The sequence below is a fragment of the Flavobacterium lacustre genome (genome assembly GCF_027474525.2).
GTDB lineage: Bacteria > Bacteroidota > Bacteroidia > Flavobacteriales > Flavobacteriaceae > Flavobacterium > Flavobacterium lacustre.
In genome coordinates this window covers 1,969,740-1,987,708 of the sequence record NZ_CP114882.2, presented here as the reverse complement: position 1 = coordinate 1,987,708, position 17,969 = coordinate 1,969,740, and the positions used below count along the sequence as shown (strand labels likewise).

The 17,969-nt window shown below is 34.0% G+C and carries 17 protein-coding genes; 4 read left to right on the top strand and 13 right to left on the bottom strand.

The window, feature by feature from the left end; genetic code table 11:
* Positions 1-222: 222 nt before the first annotated feature.
* The gene (locus tag O6P34_RS08670) at positions 223-1,686 is read right to left on the bottom strand and encodes an aminoacyl-histidine dipeptidase (protein WP_269684115.1); all 1,464 of its coding nucleotides are present in this window, start codon (positions 1,684-1,686) and stop codon (positions 223-225) included.
* A gap of 110 nt (positions 1,687-1,796) precedes the next feature.
* On the opposite strand from O6P34_RS08670, the gene O6P34_RS08665 reads away from it, so the two are divergent.
* The 3 genes from O6P34_RS08665 to O6P34_RS08655 all read left to right on the top strand — a co-directional run bounded on the left by O6P34_RS08665 (position 1,797) and on the right by O6P34_RS08655 (position 4,124).
* On the top strand, positions 1,797-2,858 hold the full coding sequence (locus O6P34_RS08665) for a DUF3810 domain-containing protein (RefSeq protein WP_269684114.1): 1,062 nt from the start codon (positions 1,797-1,799) through the stop codon (positions 2,856-2,858).
* A 133-nt stretch (positions 2,859-2,991) separates the two neighbouring features.
* Positions 2,992-3,495, top strand: coding sequence for an RNA polymerase sigma factor (locus tag O6P34_RS08660; protein WP_269684113.1), 504 nt, complete (start codon positions 2,992-2,994; stop codon positions 3,493-3,495).
* Positions 3,492-4,124, top strand: coding sequence for a DUF8845 family protein (locus O6P34_RS08655; protein WP_269684112.1), 633 nt, complete (start codon positions 3,492-3,494; stop codon positions 4,122-4,124). Before O6P34_RS08660 ends, O6P34_RS08655 begins: the two co-directional genes overlap by 4 nt.
* A 7-nt stretch (positions 4,125-4,131) precedes the next feature.
* Here O6P34_RS08655 and O6P34_RS08650 read toward each other — a convergent pair whose 3' ends face one another.
* Together O6P34_RS08650 and O6P34_RS08645 are read right to left on the bottom strand one after the other, a co-directional pair.
* Entirely contained in the window at positions 4,132-4,941 is an 810-nt protein-coding gene (locus O6P34_RS08650; RefSeq protein WP_269684111.1) for a lysophospholipid acyltransferase family protein, read from the bottom strand.
* An 86-nt stretch (positions 4,942-5,027) separates the two neighbouring features.
* Positions 5,028-5,678 carry an NUDIX hydrolase gene (locus O6P34_RS08645; RefSeq protein ID WP_269684110.1) on the bottom strand — a complete coding sequence of 217 codons (651 nt, stop codon included), beginning with the start codon at positions 5,676-5,678 and terminating at the stop codon, positions 5,028-5,030.
* Positions 5,679-5,770: 92 nt separating this feature from the next.
* Between O6P34_RS08645 and O6P34_RS08640 the strand changes: the two genes are divergently transcribed.
* Positions 5,771-6,205 (top strand): DUF4268 domain-containing protein, encoded by a 435-nt coding sequence (locus tag O6P34_RS08640; protein ID WP_269684109.1) that lies wholly within the window; start codon positions 5,771-5,773, stop codon positions 6,203-6,205.
* A gap of 3 nt (positions 6,206-6,208) precedes the next feature.
* Here O6P34_RS08640 and O6P34_RS08635 read toward each other — a convergent pair whose 3' ends face one another.
* The 10 genes from O6P34_RS08635 to O6P34_RS08590 form a co-directional block, all read right to left on the bottom strand.
* Entirely contained in the window at positions 6,209-6,619 is a 411-nt protein-coding gene (locus tag O6P34_RS08635; protein WP_269684108.1) for a hypothetical protein, read from the bottom strand.
* A gap of 10 nt (positions 6,620-6,629) precedes the next feature.
* Positions 6,630-7,574: an NAD(P)H-dependent flavin oxidoreductase gene (locus tag O6P34_RS08630; RefSeq protein ID WP_269684107.1), complete on the bottom strand. Its 945-nt coding sequence runs from the start codon at positions 7,572-7,574 to the stop codon at positions 6,630-6,632.
* A 10-nt stretch (positions 7,575-7,584) separates the two neighbouring features.
* The gene (locus O6P34_RS08625) at positions 7,585-9,201 is read right to left on the bottom strand and encodes a S8 family serine peptidase (RefSeq protein WP_269684106.1); all 1,617 of its coding nucleotides are present in this window, start codon (positions 9,199-9,201) and stop codon (positions 7,585-7,587) included.
* A 161-nt stretch (positions 9,202-9,362) separates the two neighbouring features.
* Positions 9,363-10,550 (bottom strand): tRNA 2-thiouridine(34) synthase MnmA, encoded by a 1,188-nt coding sequence (mnmA, locus tag O6P34_RS08620; protein ID WP_269684105.1) that lies wholly within the window; start codon positions 10,548-10,550, stop codon positions 9,363-9,365.
* Between the two features lie 72 nt (positions 10,551-10,622).
* Positions 10,623-11,345, bottom strand: coding sequence for a toxin-antitoxin system YwqK family antitoxin (locus O6P34_RS08615; protein WP_349293434.1), 723 nt, complete (start codon positions 11,343-11,345; stop codon positions 10,623-10,625).
* A gap of 89 nt (positions 11,346-11,434) precedes the next feature.
* The gene (yidC, locus tag O6P34_RS08610; protein ID WP_269684104.1) at positions 11,435-13,339 is read right to left on the bottom strand and encodes a membrane protein insertase YidC; all 1,905 of its coding nucleotides are present in this window, start codon (positions 13,337-13,339) and stop codon (positions 11,435-11,437) included.
* Between the two features lie 48 nt (positions 13,340-13,387).
* Entirely contained in the window at positions 13,388-15,001 is a 1,614-nt protein-coding gene (gene pyrG, locus O6P34_RS08605; RefSeq protein WP_269684103.1) for a CTP synthase, read from the bottom strand.
* 208 nt (positions 15,002-15,209) lie between these two features.
* On the bottom strand, positions 15,210-15,440 hold the full coding sequence (locus tag O6P34_RS08600; protein ID WP_269684102.1) for a DUF3820 family protein: 231 nt from the start codon (positions 15,438-15,440) through the stop codon (positions 15,210-15,212).
* Positions 15,441-15,506: 66 nt separating this feature from the next.
* Positions 15,507-15,908, bottom strand: coding sequence for an OsmC family protein (locus O6P34_RS08595; protein ID WP_269684101.1), 402 nt, complete (start codon positions 15,906-15,908; stop codon positions 15,507-15,509).
* The gene (locus O6P34_RS08590) at positions 15,908-17,851 is read right to left on the bottom strand and encodes a LysM peptidoglycan-binding domain-containing protein (protein WP_269684100.1); all 1,944 of its coding nucleotides are present in this window, start codon (positions 17,849-17,851) and stop codon (positions 15,908-15,910) included. Before O6P34_RS08590 ends, O6P34_RS08595 begins: the two co-directional genes overlap by 1 nt.
* Between the last annotated feature and the right edge of the window lie 118 nt (positions 17,852-17,969).

Sequence of the window (17,969 nt, the reverse complement as noted above, 5' to 3'; positions counted from 1 at the left end):
AGAAATCATTTACATTTACTTAAATAAATAATTAAAGAATAACACTTAAAATATAAAATCATGGCAAAAAGTCAAGACGCTAAAAAGACCGTCAAAAAAGAGCCGCTAAAAACAGCGAAAGAAAAGAAAGAAGAAAAAAGAGAAAAGAAAAACAGTCCGAAAAGGGACTAAAAAAAAGTGGCCAGTAACATAACTGACCACTTTTTTTTTAATAACTGAATACTATTTCACCGGAATATTGGCTAAAATTTCCAATACGAATTTCCAGAATTTCTGAGCAGATGAAATACTTGCTCTTTCATCTGGTGAATGCGCTCCGTGAATCGTTGGTCCAAAAGAAATCATATCCATATCTGGATAATTTGTCCCCAGAATTCCACATTCTAATCCTGCGTGACAAGCCACTACCTTTGGTTTTTCATGATTTTGCTTTTCGTAAATACCAACTAAAACGTCTAAAATCTCTGACTTTGAATTGGGTGTCCAACCCGGATAAGAACCAGAAAATTCAACTTCACAGCCCATTAATTCAAAAGCAGAACGCAAAGCATTAGCCAAATCAAATTTTGAGGTTTCAACCGAAGAACGGGTTAAACACTGAACCGAAAGCTGCCCTTCTCCCACTACCACTTTAGCAATATTGTTAGAAGTTTCGACTAAATTATCAAAATCTGCACTCATTCTGTACACACCGTTATGAGCAGTATACATCGCTCTAACAAAATAAAACTGTGCGATTGAAGGCATCACTTTCGCCGGAATCGTTTTTAATTTTTCGAAAACAACTTCTAAATTAGGTTCTGTAGTTTTAAACTCAGTTTTAATTTCATTTACGATTTGTTGCATGTCAAATACAAAAGCTTCGTCATATACTTCTGCAATTATCACTTTAGCAACACTTTCTCTTGGAATCGCATTACGCAAACTTCCGCCATTTATAGTGGCAATCTGCAATCCAAAATTATCAAAACCATCAAATAATAAACGATTCATGATTTTATTAGCGTTCCCTAAACCTTTGTGAATATCCATTCCGGAATGCCCACCTTGCAATCCTTTTACAGTAATTGTGTAGGTGGTTGAACCCTCAGGAGCATCCTCTTCGTCGTACTCTGCAGTTGCCGTAACATCAATTCCTCCGGCACAGCCAATGTCAATTTCATCATCTTCTTCGGTGTCTAAATTCAATAAAATTTGTCCTTGTAGGATTCCTCCTTTTAAGTTCAAAGCACCTGTCATTCCTGTTTCTTCATCAATGGTAAACAACGCTTCAATTGCAGGATGCGGAATCGTTGTACTTTCAAGGATTGCCATAATAGTAGCAACTCCAAGACCATTATCTGCTCCAAGTGTGGTTCCGCGGGCACGTACCCAATCTCCATCTACAAACATATCGATTCCTTGTGTATCGAAATCAAAAACAGTGTCCGCATTTTTTTGATGCACCATATCTAAATGCCCTTGTAAAACTAATGCTTTTCGGTTTTCCATTCCTGGAGTTGCAGGTTTGCGAATGATTACATTTCTGATTTCATCTTCAAAAGTTTCTAATCCCAGACTGTTTCCAAAATTCTTCATAAACTCAATAACACGATCTTCTTTTTTTGAAGGACGCGGCACAGCGTTTAAATCGGCAAACTTATTCCAAAGCGCTTTCGGTTCCAGATTTCTTATTTCTTGGCTCATTTATTTTTGTTTGAAGTTTAACATTTTTAAAGTCCAAAGTTACAAAGTTTAAATTCTTTTTCGATACTAATTGATATTGTAATTATATTTACGCATTCAAATTTTATACTGTGAAACGCAAGTACATTCTTCCTTCATTTCTTTTGATTCAAATCGTAATCCTAAAAATAGTTGCTTTTTTTCCTGAATTTGTGGAACGTTTTTACAGTAATGGTTTGTATCTGCTATTAGCAAAATTTTCAAGAATTACTTTAGGTAAAATTCCATTTTCTGTTGGGGATTGTATTTATGCAGTTCTTATTTTTTTAATTTTAAAATGGTTTTGGAACAACCGAAAATCATGGAAACTAAATTGGAAAAATCACTTACTACAGTTTTTAAGTATCATATCAGTATTCTATTTTTTGTTTCACCTTTTTTGGGCGTTTAATTATTACCGTGAACCTCTTTTTGAAAAAATGAGTATTCAAAGGGAATATTCTGATGCTGATTTACTGGTTTTCACCAAAAAACTAATTGCAAAAACGAATGCCATACAAAATCAAATCACAAAAAATGACAGTTTAAAAGTGGTTTTTCCTTATTCTAAAAAGGAAGTTTTTGATATGAATTTAAAGGGTTATAAAAACCTTTCTGCTGAATATGACTTTTTCAACTATTCGCATTTAAGCGTCAAAAAATCATTGTTCAGTTTACCGTTAACCTACATGGGTTTTGGAGGTTATTTGAATCCGTTTACCAATGAGGCTCAGGTAAATTATCTAGGACCAATGTACAGTTTTCCTATGACTACAAATCACGAAATGGCGCATCAGATGGGCTATGCCAGCGAAAGCGAATGTAACTTCATTGGTTTTTTGGCCTCTGTAAAAAATGATGATTTATACGTTCAATATTCGGGTTATAGTTTGGCCTTACGGTATTGCTTGGGGAATTGGCACGTTCGTGATGAGAAGAAATTTCATGAATTACTGCAAACTATTCATCCCGGAATTCTAAAAAACTTTCAGGAAAGTGAGGATTTCTGGAAAGAATATGAAACGCCAATTGAAACTGGTTTTCATGCTTTTTATGATAATTTCTTGAAATTAAATCAACAAAAAGAAGGCATGGACAGTTACAGTAAATATGTGAATTTGATGGTGAATTATTATAAAGGAAAAGAGTTGTAGCTTTTGCAGGAGTTCCGTAAACTTCGTTTGAAACAGAAAGCAGGACAACTCGTTTTATAAATTATAATTTTTTGTACTTCTGAAAAGAATAAATTATTGTAACAAAATCCATTTTTAGCTTACTAACGCATATATGAGTCAAAATCTAGAACATTCTTTTGTGCAGCAATTGCAGGCCAATCAGAATATAATCCACAAAATTTGTAGGTTGTATACGAATGGTGAGGATGCGCATAAGGATTTGTTTCAGGAAATTACGATTCAGTTGTGGAAAGCGTTTCCGAAGTTTCGGGGAGACAGCAAATTTTCGACATGGGCGTATCGAGTCGCGTTGAATACAGCCATTACTTTGTATCGAAAAAGTAAGCGCACAATTGCTACGATTGAGTTTGAAGGAAGACAACATTTTACATCTGATATTGATTATAATTACGAGGAAGAGGAGCAATTAAAATTAATGTACCAAGCAGTTTATCAGCTGAATGACATTGAAAAAGCATTGATTTTCATGTATCTTGAAGACAAAGATTATCAGGAAATTGCAGAAACTTTAGGAATTAGTGAAGTAAATGCAAGAGTGAAAATGAATCGAATTAAGGGGAAATTAAAAAAAATATTAAATCCATTAGGAACATGAAAGAGCTGGATTTATTGAAAAAAGACTGGCAAAAGAATCAAAATTCTTTTGAACAGGTATCGGAAACAGAAATTTACAAAATGATTCATAAAAAATCATCTTCGATTGTGAAGTGGATTTTGATTATTAGCGTTTTGGAGCTTTCGTTATGGACATTGATTAGTGTTGCTTTTAATACTGATGATTATTTTAAGAAACTGAAACACGACGAATTGATATTTTATTTCAAAATATTAAATGTTTTCAGTTATCTGGTTATATTTATTTTTATCTATTTATTTTATAAAAACTATATTGCTATAACAACGACTTCATCTACAAAACAGTTGATGAAAGACATCCTGAAAACCCGAAAAACCGTTCAATGTTATGTAGGATATAATCTGGCTATGATTGTGTTGGGCTTAATTGTGGGTTTTGTAATTGCTTTTGCCTACAATCCTGAAACAATCGCTTTGAAAAGCAAAATTGCCGAAAACGGGACCGTTATGGCAATTACTTTTGGTGTTTTATTCTTAACTATCTTGGTATTTTTTGGAATATTCTGGTTGTTTTACCGATTATTATACGGCATCTTATTGCGACGATTATACACTAATTACAAGGAATTAAAAAAGATAGATCTTTAGCCAAGAATTAATATTCCCATTGACGTGTTATGTTTAATTCCTCTTGTTCTTTGATGAGTTCAGCCGGAATTACTTTTAAAAATGAAGGATGTTGCTCGATGGCATATTCTACTTTTTCAACAATCTGGTCAATAGTATCGTTATCATAATCAATATCTAAAGGTTCTTTTATGATAAAAGATTGAAGAATTCCTTTCTTTTTCATGCGTAACCCTTTTTTGTCAAATGAGCGGCGGAATCCATCAATTACGATAGGAATTACTATTGGTCTGTGTTGTTTGATAATATGTGCAGTTCCTTTTCGAACGGGTTTAAACGATTTTGTAGTTCCTTGTGGAAAAGTAATAACCCAGCCATCGGCCAAAGCTATTTTTATATTTTCGGTGTCGTTTGGATTTACATCGCGTTTTTCGGTTACATCTACCCCTTTTGCGCGCCAGGTTCGCTCTACGGTAATGGCTCCAACATAAGCTAAAATTCGAGGCAACAAGCCAGCCTGCATTGTTTCTTTGGCAGCAACATAATAAATATTCATTTTAGGTTGCCACAAATAACATACGTTTTTGATGGTATCTTCTCTTCCACTTAAACTGGCATTAAAAACGTGAAACATAGCTACAACATCAGCAAAATAAGTTTGATGATTGGAGATAAAAAGTACGTTTCTATCCGGTAAAGTTCTAATAATTTCAGAACCTTCAATTTGCAATTCATTAAAACCACGATATCGTCTATGGGTAATGCCTCCAAAAATTCGGATGAGCCATTTCTTTATAAATAGTATGTGACCAAAAGGATTTCTCTTGAATAATCCCATAAAACTGTGTGTATTTCATATTTGACGAACAAACTTACGAAATTTATTCTTTATGCAATTTACAATTTTTTAACCTTGATTTAACATCAGACTTCTTGTTCTAAAACGGTTTTCAGAACTACTTTCAATTCACTCAAAATCATTGCAGTAGCACCCCAAACAATATGTTTTTCGATTTCAAAAGCAGGAATACTGATATTCTCAGCATAAGATGTAGATAATTTGGTCTGGACAATAATTGTTTCATCTAAGAAAACAGACAACGGCAATTCAATTATACCAGCTACTTCCGAAGGTTCGGGTATGAAAGTGATTTCTTCTCGACAAATCCCCAAAAAAGGATGAACCATAAAATTACTGGGCGGAATGTATAATTGTGTAAATGCTTTTACAATCTCAATTCGTTCGGGTGAAATACCTATTTCTTCGTGAGTTTCACGTAGCGCGGTGATTTCAAAATTCTCATCTTCTAATTCGTGTTTTCCACCGGGAAATGCAATTTGTGCAGAATGTACTCCTTGATACGAATTTCGAACAATTAAGACTAAATGTGTCTTATTGCCTTTTGGATAAAACAACATCATTACAGCCGCTAATTTGGGTGTTTTATTGTCCAGATTACTATTTTTCAAGCTTTCTATCCGCTCCAAAGGCGCCATTTTAATATGCGCATCAAAAGCAGGGAGCTTTGCGGCAATTATTTTAGGAACATGTTCTAAAAATTCTTGGAAATCCATAATCAAAGTCTATTTTTGCATACAAAACAGTTCATAAATATAGTTTAGAAATTGCACTTGCACAAACTTTCTACAACTCAAAAGCATCTATAATGTACAGCAAAGAAGAAACACAACGATTAAAACGAGAATTCTGGATTGCATTTGCCGAAAAATATCCGCGAAAATGGTTGTTATACGATACCAAAATCAAAGATTTCTCTTTTAAATTTTATGTGGATAATAAAAAAGCCCAAGTACTCATTGACATTGAGCCTCGAAATGACATTAAAAGAGTAGCTTATTATGAAAAATTAGAAGCGCTGAAAAATATTTTGGAGGAAGAATTTATTAAAAATTTAGTTTTCGAAAAAGAATTTAATCTTGAAAACGGCAAAACTATCAGCCGAATTTGGGTTGAAAAATTAGGCGTAAGTGTTAGTAACAGAAACTATTGGGATGAAATTTTTGATTTTTATAATGAAAAAATGAATGCTTTAGAGCTATTTTACGCAGAATACGATGAGTTTATAAAAGATATTGAATAGCAATTATATCGTAAAAATATTATAGACTATAATTCGATCTTCATAATTGATGTACAATTGTTTTCTGTTGTCTTGTTGCTTTCTGGTAATAATTGAAAGAGTACAATCGAGACCTGCGTTGTCTTTACACGTAAAAGAATAGACAATATCCGTTTCATTTTCTTCTCTATTCTGATACTCAACAATTTCAAACAACTGAATAATCTGGGAATAAACAACAATTCGGCTTTTATTAGTATCTAATGAAACCAACATATTAACCAACTCTAAATCAGACCAATTTCCCCATTTTCCTTTTTCGGTTTTTTCTAAAACGCTAAAGCCGGAGGTTTTAAATCTATAAACTTGAGCGTAAGAGCTTTGCAGCCCAAACCCTAAGAAAAGTAATAGTATGTATTTTTTGATTTTGGACATGCTTATAAAATTAAAAATCAAATCTAATTCGTTCTTCTTTTGCAATTCTAAATTCAGCAATCATTTCCTGAATGATAGCTGCGGCAGGTTTAATCTCGTGGATTATTCCGGCTATTTGACCAATTTCTAATTCTCCTTCAATCAAATCGCCTTCGAACATTCCGCGTTTGGCTCTTGCTCGCCCTAATAATTCAACTAATTCTGCTTTAGTCGGCCCTTTTCCATACAATTCCTGAACATCCCGAAAAAATTTATTCTTGATTAAACGCACTGGAGCGAGTTCTTTTAATGTCAGTTGCGTATCCCCTTCTTTGACGTCAATGATGGTTTGCTTAAAATTTTCATGTGCTGATGATTCTACGGAGGCAGCAAAACGGCTTCCAACCTGAACACCATCCGCACCAAGAACCATTGCAGCTAGCATACCACGACCGGTAGCAATTCCGCCTGCAGCTATCAAAGGAATCTTAATTTTCTCTTTGACCATTGGGATTAGTGTAAGCGTAGTCGTTTCTTCTCTTCCGTTGTGTCCTCCGGCTTCAAAACCTTCGGCAACAATGGCATCAACTCCGGCTTCTTGCGCTTTTAATGCAAAAACAGAGCTGCTGACAACATGTACAACAGTTATTCCGTTTTCTTTTAAATAAGAAGTCCATGTCTTTGGATTTCCTGCCGAAGTAAAGACAATTTCTACACCCTCTTGGACAATAATTTTCATGATTTCCTCAATATTGGGATACAACATCGGGACGTTTACACCAAAAGGTTTTGAGGTTTCTTTTTTACATTTCTGAATGTGTTCCCGCAAAATTTCAGGATACATAGAACCAGCTCCAATCAATCCTAATCCTCCGGCATTGCTCACAGCACTTGCTAATTTATGACCGCTATTCCAAATCATTCCTCCTTGAATAATAGGATATTTAATTTTGAAAAGTGTTGTGATTGCATTCATTTTGCTAAGCTTAGTTTTTAATGATTTTCCCCGTTTTAGAATAGCTGTTCGATTCTAATTTGTAAAAATATATTCCGTTATTTAATGCCTTCAATGAAACGCTCGGTAATTCATTTGAAATTGTTTTTTCTAATACTTTTTGTCCAAAAATAGTATAAATAGCAACCGTTCCAGTATCAAAATTATCTGGAAAAGCAATTGATACAAAATCATGGGTTGGATTTGGATACATCCTAAAATCAACTGTAGAGAATTCTGGTTTGGATAACGCATTAGTTACGGCAAGTCCAAAATCCGGAATTCCATATCCATATTGATTATTTGGTGATATAAATTTATCTGCCGATGCTATAACTAATTGTCTGATTTCCTGATTGGTTTTCTCGGGAAATGCCTGCCACAAACAAGCAATCATACCAGCCATTATAGGACTCGAAAAAGAAGTACCACTGCCTGTTACAATTGCACCCAATTCGTTTGACAAAACCACGGATTGTCCTTGTGCCAAAACATCCGGCTTTATTCGTCCGTCATAAGAAGGCCCTAAAGAACTGATGGAAGTCAGTACTTCCGAAGCATTTACCGCTCCAACTGTAATTACCGATACAGCATCTGCCGGAGCGCCAATATGAGGATCTGGTGTCCCACCGGAATTTCCTGCAGAAACAACAACAATCATCCCTTTGCTAAAAGCTATTTCAGCGCCACGAGAGATAAAAGTAGTATTCCCGTTCATCTCATTATAAGTATGATTATAATTTGAATTATCAAAATCAAAATAACCCAAAGAGCTATTTATTATATCTACGCCTAAGCTATCTGCACTTTCCGCCGCTTCTACCCAAAGCGATTCTTCGATTGGTTTTTCAGAAGTATCGTCTTCGGTTATAAATAAATAATAGGAAGAATCCGGAGCCGTTCCTACTAATTGGCTGTCCTTATATCCGCCCATACAAGATAAAACAGAAGCACCATGAGAACTTCCTGTATAAAAATCAGGATCTCTTAATACATAATTATAACCTCCTAAAATCTGATTATTTTCTCGTAATCGCTGAAAAGGCTGCGCCGTATTTACACCCGGAAAACCAGCATCTAAAACAGCAATAACTTTACCCGTTCCGGTATAATCTTGTTGATGTAACAGTTGCCCGTTTAGCATCTGAATTTGATTGGCAGAACTGCCGTAAGTATAATTAATTTGGGTTTTGCTGGTCTTGTTCAGCGACTTTACTTTAGTTGATTTTGCTTTTCTGCCTGCCACATTAAGAGTTTTATCTGCAAAATCTATTTTTTCTACAAAAGATAAATCTTTCAAAGAATTAATTGTTGCTTGAGCACCTTGAATATGAAGTGCATTCAACCATTTGGATTGTGCCAAAACAGTAATCCCAGAAACTAATTTTACTTGTTTGATAAAAGATTTTTCAATAGGAATGTCAATAAAATCTAATGCTATGTTTTGATTTGTTCTTCGGTCTAACGCTCTTTGGGAAAGCATTTTCAGTGGGGAATCAAAATAGATAGCTGCATTAGGTTTTGCATTAAAATAAACCCAAGCATCTTGCTGTGAGAATACAGAAAATGGAATAAAAAGGATAAAAAATAGGGGTAATAATTTTTTCATGTTCGTACTAATATCGTATGTTGTCCAAAGATAACAAACTATTTAAAATTTAATTAATTAAATGAAATCATTACCAAAACAAATAGATAAAAGAAAAAAATGAACCATAAAAAGACCAATAGAAATGACAAATTCTATTCAGTTATTCAAAAAAATATAAATTAAGATATTACACCCGAACCTACTAATTCGTCACCAATATACCAAGCTGCAAATTGGCCTTCGGTTATGGCAGATTGTGGCTCTTCAAAAGCTAGATACATACCGTTTTCAAATGGATACAAAGTTGCTTTTTGCAACGGTTGTCGGTAACGAATTCGCGCCATCACGTCCATCGATTCTCCATTGGCCAAAGCCAAATCGGTACGAATCCAATGTACTTCGGACTTTTCGATAAACAACGCTTTTCTGAACAATCCTGGATGTTGACTGGTTAATCCGGTGTAAATAGTATTAGTTTCAACATTGGTAGCGATAATAAATAACGGATCTGTAGTTCCTCCTACATTCAGTCCTTTTCGTTGTCCAATAGTAAAATAATGAGCCCCTTGATGCTTTCCTACTACTTTTCCCATATTTGGAGTGTAAGGAATTTTAGACGCATCGAATGCTAAATGCTGTTCTAAACTTAAATCATCTTGTTTTTCTGAGCTATAAACAGCATCATTTTTATCAATTTGAACAATAAGTCCATCTTTAGGTTGTAATTTTTGTTGTAAAAATTCCGGCAATCTTACTTTTCCAATAAAGCATAATCCTTGCGAATCTTTCTTTTCGGCAGTAATTAATTCCATTTGAGTCGCAATTTCCCGTACCTCAGGTTTGGTTAATTCTCCAATTGGAAACAATGATTTGGCAAGCTGTTCTTGGGACAACTGACAAAGAAAATAAGATTGATCTTTATTGGTATCGGCTCCGGCTTTTAATTGATAAACCGTTTCGCCATTGACTTCGATTTCACTTTTTTGACAATAATGTCCGGTCGCTACATAATCCGCTCCAAGACTTAAGGCAATTTTCATGAAAACATCAAATTTTATTTCGCGATTGCAAAGTACATCCGGGTTTGGAGTTCTCCCTTTTTCGTATTCGTTGAACATATAGTCCACGATTTTTTCTTTATATTCTTCACTTAAATCTATGGTTTGAAAAGGAATCCCTAATTTTTCGGCTACTAATAAAGCATCGTTACTGTCTTCTAACCACGGACATTCATTAGAAATTGTAACGGAATCATCGTGCCAATTTTTCATAAAAAGGCCTATAACTTCATAGCCTTGTTGTTGCAACAAATAAGCCGCAACACTTGAATCTACACCTCCGGAAAGTCCTACAACAACACGCTTCATCTTCAAAAAATTATAATTTTACAAGGGTGCAAAGTTACAAAAGATTTGTATCCGAATTGAATTAAGGAAAAGTTAATTGTGTTTAGACTTTGTAGCGCTTTCAGGGAAACTCATATTCATTTCTTTTACTGCTTTTCCTTTCTCAAAAAACTGCCAAAGCCCTTCTTTTTTTCCGTTTATAAACTTCCCTTGTGAAACTACAGTTCCGTTTGTATCTCTAAAAATAGCCGGACCATTATACTCGTTATTCTTAAAAAAAGACTCTTCGAGCACAATTCCTTTTTCGGAATATTTTTTATAAACACCTTCCTTTACATTGTTTTTATAACTCATTTCTTCAGCAATTTTTCCGCTGGGAAAATAAACTGTTCGCAAACCTTCCAGCTTTCCTTTACTATAATTTTCGGTAGTCATGATTGTTTTTGAAGCGTGGTGATAATAGTTCCATTGGCCTTCAAATACTTTATTTATGACTTTTCCTTCGCTTACTTTATTTTTATCTTGATCATAAAAAATAGTATACGCCACATTGTCTTTTGCATTAAATTCCCGTGTAGCAATTATGACTTTGGCTTTGGTATCATCAAAGAAATTAAAAATACCTGTTTCTTTGCCGTGATTAAAAGTTCCTTCGTATCGAGGCCTTTTCGACTCTTCATAAATACCTTTCCACAAACCATGTTTTTGTCCTTTTTCGTCTAATTTGTTATAATCAGTTTGTGCCGTTTGCGCATGGAGATTCATCACGTTCCAAAAAACCAAAACAACTATTCCTATTTTATAAAATACTTTCATAATTATCTTTATAGCGTAACGAATTCTAATACTTTAAATTATGTGTAAACAAAAAAAATCTCGAATTACTCCGAGATTTTTTTAACTGTTTATTTCTTTTTTTGTTGTGCTTTTTGAGCTTCAGCCTGTTGCATTACTTCTTGTAATTTTTGCTGGAACTTACCTTGTTTCTTAGGCTCTTTCAATTTATTTTCTTGAATTTGAGCATGAATCTTATCACTGTCGATAAAGTATCTTTTGATGACAATCATAATTCCAATAGTAATTAAGTTCGAAATAAAGTTATACAAACTCAATCCCGCTCCATAACTATTAAAGAAAAATAACATCATTAATGGCGAAACATAAATCATGATTTTCATCATTTTTGCCATATCCGGCATACCTTCTTGTTGTGGTGCTGCCATTTGTTGGTCACCAGAAGTCATTTTCATATAGAAGAAAATAGCAATTGCAGCCAATATTGGGAACAAACTAATATGATCACCATACAAAGGAATGTGAAATGGTAATTTTACCACTGAATCAAAAGAAGATAAATCGTCTGCCCAAAGGAAACTTTTTTGTCTCAATTCGAATGCCGAAGGGAAAAACTGAAATGAAGCATACATAAAAGGCAGCTGAATCAAAGCGGGAATACAACCTGCCATAGGATTCACTCCTGCTTTATTGTATAATTTCATGGTTTCCTGTTGCTTTTTCATAGCATCTTTTTTGTATTTCTCCCCTAATTCTGTGATTTCAGGACGAAGTACTTTCATTTTGGCTTGTGACAAAAATGATTTAAAAGTGATTGGCGACATAGCAATTTTTATCAAAATTGTAAATACAATAATTGCTATACCATAAGTAATATAAGAGCTTAAAAATCCAAATAACGGAATAAAAATAAATTTATTAATCCATCCAAAAATTCCCCAACCTAATGGAATAATTTTATCTAAATTTTTATCATATGCTTTTAAAGTTTTATAATCTGAGGGACCAAAATACCAACTCATTTTATAATCTACTTCGCCATTGGTGAAAGCCAAAGGCAAATTAGCTTTAAACTGTTTTGTGAATATTGTATCTGTTTTTTCGTCTAAAACTAAATCATTTGAAGACAAAGTAGTTTTCTCAAATGGTTTTTCAGTCAATAAAATAGTCGTGAAAAAATGTTGTTTGAAAGCAACAAATTTTACGTTTTCGGGAGTATCCTGTTTATCCTTACCTAAACTTACAGAACTGAATTTTTCATCCTCATATTCATATTCAATTTGAGCATATCTATTTTCATAAGAAACACTTTTCTCATTTCTATATGATTTCAAATCCCATTCTAAATCTAATGGTTTTGCCGTATTCAATACTTTATTCAATCCTTGAGAACGAACATCAAAACCAACCATATATTCGTTTGGTTTCAAAATATATTTGTATTCCAAAAATTCATTGGCACCCGCTTTCAATTTCATAGAAAGGATTTGATCTGCTCCAACTTTTGTTAGCGTTGGTTCAAAATACAAATCTCTGGTATTCAACGTACGATTATCACCCGTTAACAACTGCACATTTAAATTAGCATTGTTGTCTTTGATTAATTGTACTAATTGGCCTGAACCTTTTTTGAATTTTTCGAAAGTTTTTAAAGTAGCTTCTACAATAAATCCTCCTTTATTAGCAATTTTTAGTTTTACCAATTCATTTTCGATAGTAGTAAACCCTTCTTTTGCAGAAGGCAGTGTAGCTGAATAAGCAAAATTTCCTAATGTTTTTTGCAATTGAGCCAATTGTGTAGAATCTCCGGTTGTAGCTACAGCAGCCGTAGCTTTTGCCACCACTTTATCCGTTAATTCTTTAGCTTTGGCTTGCTTAATCAAAAGCTCTTTTTGGGCTTTCTCTGCAGCAACCACTTTCGCATCAGGTTTATTTTGATACATGATCCAAATCAAAATACCAAAAATCAATACAAAACCTATTATCGAATTAAGGTCAAATTTTTTTTCTTCCATTATTTTATTTAAAAAAGTTTACTGTTTAAAGAAACGAATCGCTTCGTTTTATTTTTTCTTCGCCTTAACAGCCGCTGCCACAAAATTCACAAATATAGGATGCGGATTAGCTACTGTACTCTTATATTCCGGGTGGTATTGAACACCAATAAAAAATGGATGGTCTTTCAATTCAACAATTTCCACTAAACCGGTATCAGGGTTAGTTCCGGAAGCAATTAATCCCGCTTTTTGCAATTGATCCACGTACTCGCTGTTGTATTCATAACGGTGACGGTGACGTTCTGAAATAGTGGTTGTCCCGTATATTTTATAGGCTAACGAATCTGGTTTCAAATCACATTTCCAAGCTCCCAAACGCATGGTTCCACCTTTGTCTGTAATTGTTTTTTGATCTTCCATTAAGTTAACAACAGGATGTGTTGTTTTATCGTTCATTTCTGTAGAATTGGCATCGGCAAGTCCAAGAACATTTCTTGAATATTCGATAATTGCCATTTGCATTCCCAAACAAATTCCGAAAAACGGCACTTTATTTTCACGGGCGTAGCGAACTGTTTCGATTTTCCCTTCGATTCCTCTTTCTCCAAAACCTGGCGCAACAAGAATACCGTCTAATCCCGCTAATTTTTCATTCACATTTGAAGCATCGATATATTCTGAATGGATTGAAATCACGTTTACTTTGGTTTCATTAGCAGCACCTGAGTGAATAAAAGCTTCCAAAATAGATTTGTAACAATCCTGCATTTCAACATATTTACCAATCAAACCGATATTCACCGTATGTTTTGGATTTTTTAATCTGCGTAAAAAAGTGTTCCAGTTTTTTAAATCCGGAGCTGCTTTTTTAGGTAAATCTAATTTTTTTAATGCAACAACATCAAGACCTTCTTCTAACATCAAATTAGGCACTTCATAAATCGTAGAAGCATCAATAGATTGAATAACGGCTTCTCTTTTTACATTACAAAACAAAGCCAATTTGTTACGCAATTCCTCTGAAATTTCGTGCTCTGTTCTACAAACTAAAATATCTGCTTTTATACCGCTTTCCATCAATGTTTTTACGGAATGCTGTGTTGGTTTTGTTTTCAATTCGCCTGCAGCAGCCAAATAAGGCACCAAAGTCAAATGAATTACAATTCCGTTATGCTCGCCTAATTCCCAAACCAGTTGACGAACAGACTCTATATAAGGTAAGGATTCAATGTCACCAACGGTTCCACCAATCTCTGTAATTACAATATCATAATCACCCGATTTACCAAGCAATTGCATTCTATCCTTAATTTCATTAGTGATATGAGGTACAACTTGTACTGTTTTCCCTAAGAATTCTCCTCTTCTTTCTTTTTCAATTACCGAAAGATAAATTCTACCTGTAGTAACATTATTAGCCTGAGAAGTGGGAACATTCAAGAAACGTTCGTAGTGTCCTAAATCCAAATCCGTTTCAGCACCATCATCGGTCACATAACATTCGCCATGTTCGTATGGATTTAAAGTTCCTGGATCAACATTTATATAAGGATCGAATTTTTGAATAGTAGTTCTGTATCCTCTTGCCTGTAATAATTTTGCCAAAGATGCCGCAATAATACCTTTTCCTAAAGAAGAAGTCACACCGCCTGTAACAAAAATATATTTCGTTTGATTCATTATGTTATTGTTTGTAATGTAGTTGTGTAAAAAACGTGGCAAAAATACGAATTTTATTGGATTATTAGATTAATAGATTGTTAGAATATTTAGATTTTTTGACTTCACAGATTTTAAACTACACAGAAATGCAGACTTCCTGATTATTAGCTTCAGATACGCTTAAAAACACACAAAAAACAGTACTCTAACAAATGAAACAGCTTATTTAAGGTTTTGGATACCTTTTTTTTATATTCCGAATCAACTCTTCTAAACCATTGATTTTTAATTCATAAATTAATTGCAATTGTTCGCCTAATTCTCCTTTTGGAAATCCTTTATTACTGTACCAAACAATATAATATTCAGGTATATCAATAAGAAACCAGCCTTCGTATTTGCCAAAAGCCATTTTGGTATGCGCAAGTTTTATCAGTTGTTTTTGATTTTGATCCAAAGTAAGTTTAAAGTTTATGGTTTATAGTTCCATTTGCAAACTAAAAACTGTTGTGTAATAATATCCTTATTTCCAGTCAAAAGTGATTCGTTTCTCAATATCAGCATTCAAACTTAAGAAAACAGGGCAAGTCATTGCGGCTCTTTCTAAAATAATTTTATCTTTTTGTTCCAAAACTCCGCTCATATCAAAAGCAATTTCAATAGTGCCGATACGTCGTGGCTCCGCATTCATAATTTTAGTTACAGCAGCGGTAGAATTTTCAATATTAAGTTGCATATCTCGGGCTTTTATTCCCATAATTGTTAGCATACAAGTTGCCAAAGCATTAGCCACAGTATCCGTTGGAGAAAAAGCTTCTCCTTTTCCGTTATTATCTAATGGCGCATCCGAAAGTATCTCGGTTCCCGATTGCAAATGAACCGAGCTCGTTCTTAAATTCCCTAAATATGTTACTCTTGATGTCATTAATTAGCCTCTTTTATAGTTAAGTCTGTGTCGTAGTACAAGACATAAACTCCTTTATTGGTATAGCCACCACCTTCTTTTCTGTAGTATTCAAATTTATTATCAACCTGTTCTGTTGCCATCATTTCGACCGTTTCCTGATACGTTTTACCCTGAGACAATCGCATCATTGTATCAAAAGTAACGTCAAATCCGCGGGTAGCAAAAGCAGTAGGCATGATTTTATTTTTCTTTCTGTACTCTTTTTCAAAAATAAGCGCTTCCGAAGATTCGTTTTCACGCGTCATCGAAGGATACATCAATTTTAACTTAGCCAAATTCTGAAAATTAATTTCATCTGTATCCAAAGTTTCGTTAGGCTCCAAAATAACCAATTGAACCGAATATAAAGCCATTGCATTCAACATCGCCGTCATAGTTGATTTTATCATTCCTGTATTCCCGGTTTCCATCACCACATAATTCGTTTTGTTTTTGACCAATAAACTTTTTAAACTTTCCACGTTTAGACCACCTGTTTCGGTCAAAGCAGCAAATCGAACGTCTTTCTGATTTTCTTGAATGTATTTTTTAACAGACTCTTTTTTCTTATCCACCACGGCAATAATATTTCCGCCTTTTGCGCGCATAAAATCGAAAACTGTATTGCGTATTGTAACCGTTGTTGGGATGCTTTGGTATAAATTACTATATGCGTCTCCCACATCTTTTGACAAAGGTGAAATAACCGGAACCTGATTAAACGCCACTAATCCGGCTGTTTTTTCTACATTATTTTGGTAAAAAGGTCCAATTATAGCATCTGCATTCCCAAGGTTATTTTCTTTTATTATTGAAGCAACATTAGAACTATTCTTGCTTTCTTGTGAATCAAAAATACTTACATCAACCGTTATTCCTAGTTGTTTGGCAGAATCAATAGCCATTAAAGCTCCGGAATAAAAGTCTAAAGTCATGTTTAGAAACTTGTCTTTTTTCAAACGCATAACCGTTGAATTTACTGTATCTCCTTCTATTTTAGTTAAATTAAAAGGCAACAGCAGCACTAATTTCTTTTTGTCATTACTGTTTTTGGTCAATATAGTATATGCTTTTTTACTTTCTTTCGGAAGCACAATAGTAGACGGAACTTTCAAAATCATTCCTTCGACAACTCCTTCGGATAAAGCAGGATTGAGATTTTGCAATTCTTCCGAACTCAAACCAAACATTTTTGACAAACTATAAAGCGTTTCTTTTGGTTTAACCTGATATGCTGCGTAATCCTCAACTTTCGTCGAAACTACAGCAGTATTAGGATTAACTATTTCCGTTTTAGTTTCGGTTACTACTGAAATTTTTGGTGTTTTGGGCGCTGTCCCTTTTATCAACAACTGATATCCAACAGGTAAATTAGCTACAATATCCGGATTTCTTTTTTCTAATTCTTCAATTGTAATTCCGTATTGTTTAGCAATCGAATATTTGGTTTCTTTTGGAAGTACCTCATGATAAACTGTTTTTTCCGGACTGGCAATTGCTTTTTTCGAAACAGCAACAGAATTAGAGGGAATAACAAGTTTTTGCCCAATTTGTATTCCGTCTTTTTCAAGAAAAGGATTGGCTTTTTTTAAAGCTTCATCAGAAACGCCGTATTTTTTTTCGATGCTGTAAAAGGTTTCTTTCGGAGCAACTTCGTGGGTTGTGGCTTTAAGAACTGTTTTTGCAGGAGTTGTGATTTTTTTTTCGGAACCGTTAGGAATCAGCAAAACGCTGTTGGGTTTCAAACCACTTTGTGCGTCAGGATTGAGTCTGTAAATATCAAATGGAGTAACCTTATATTTTTGTGCAATTTGATTGATGGTTTCTCCTTTCGCTACTTTATGTGTGATGGTTTTTGATTGTGAAAAAACATTGGCAGTAAAAAACAAACTAACTAAACAAATTGTAATAAAATATTTCATCCTTTTTGATTCTAAAAATTATTCGAGTATTGATATGATACTGAAACGGTATCAAATTTTATTCCAAAAATCTGATACCGTTTGTATAAAGAACATTAAAAACAATGCCTTTTAAAGA

Coding starts and splice junctions, on each gene's coding strand:
- O6P34_RS08660 (WP_269684113.1), top strand. CDS start 2,992: ATGAGTCAAAATCTAGAACATTCTTTTGTGCAGCAATTGCAGGCCAAT.
- O6P34_RS08640 (WP_269684109.1), top strand. CDS start 5,771: ATGTACAGCAAAGAAGAAACACAACGATTAAAACGAGAATTCTGGATT.
- O6P34_RS08615 (WP_349293434.1), bottom strand. CDS start 11,345: ATGAAAGTATTTTATAAAATAGGAATAGTTGTTTTGGTTTTTTGGAAC.
- O6P34_RS08590 (WP_269684100.1), bottom strand. CDS start 17,851: ATGAAATATTTTATTACAATTTGTTTAGTTAGTTTGTTTTTTACTGCC.
- mnmA (WP_269684105.1), bottom strand. CDS start 10,550: ATGAAGCGTGTTGTTGTAGGACTTTCCGGAGGTGTAGATTCAAGTGTT.
- pyrG (WP_269684103.1), bottom strand. CDS start 15,001: ATGAATCAAACGAAATATATTTTTGTTACAGGCGGTGTGACTTCTTCT.
- yidC (WP_269684104.1), bottom strand. CDS start 13,339: ATGGAAGAAAAAAAATTTGACCTTAATTCGATAATAGGTTTTGTATTG.
- O6P34_RS08635 (WP_269684108.1), bottom strand. CDS start 6,619: ATGTCCAAAATCAAAAAATACATACTATTACTTTTCTTAGGGTTTGGG.
- O6P34_RS08655 (WP_269684112.1), top strand. CDS start 3,492: ATGAAAGAGCTGGATTTATTGAAAAAAGACTGGCAAAAGAATCAAAAT.
- O6P34_RS08630 (WP_269684107.1), bottom strand. CDS start 7,574: ATGAATGCAATCACAACACTTTTCAAAATTAAATATCCTATTATTCAA.
- O6P34_RS08670 (WP_269684115.1), bottom strand. CDS start 1,686: ATGAGCCAAGAAATAAGAAATCTGGAACCGAAAGCGCTTTGGAATAAG.
- O6P34_RS08645 (WP_269684110.1), bottom strand. CDS start 5,678: ATGGATTTCCAAGAATTTTTAGAACATGTTCCTAAAATAATTGCCGCA.
- O6P34_RS08625 (WP_269684106.1), bottom strand. CDS start 9,201: ATGAAAAAATTATTACCCCTATTTTTTATCCTTTTTATTCCATTTTCT.
- O6P34_RS08595 (WP_269684101.1), bottom strand. CDS start 15,908: ATGACATCAAGAGTAACATATTTAGGGAATTTAAGAACGAGCTCGGTT.
- O6P34_RS08650 (WP_269684111.1), bottom strand. CDS start 4,941: ATGGGATTATTCAAGAGAAATCCTTTTGGTCACATACTATTTATAAAG.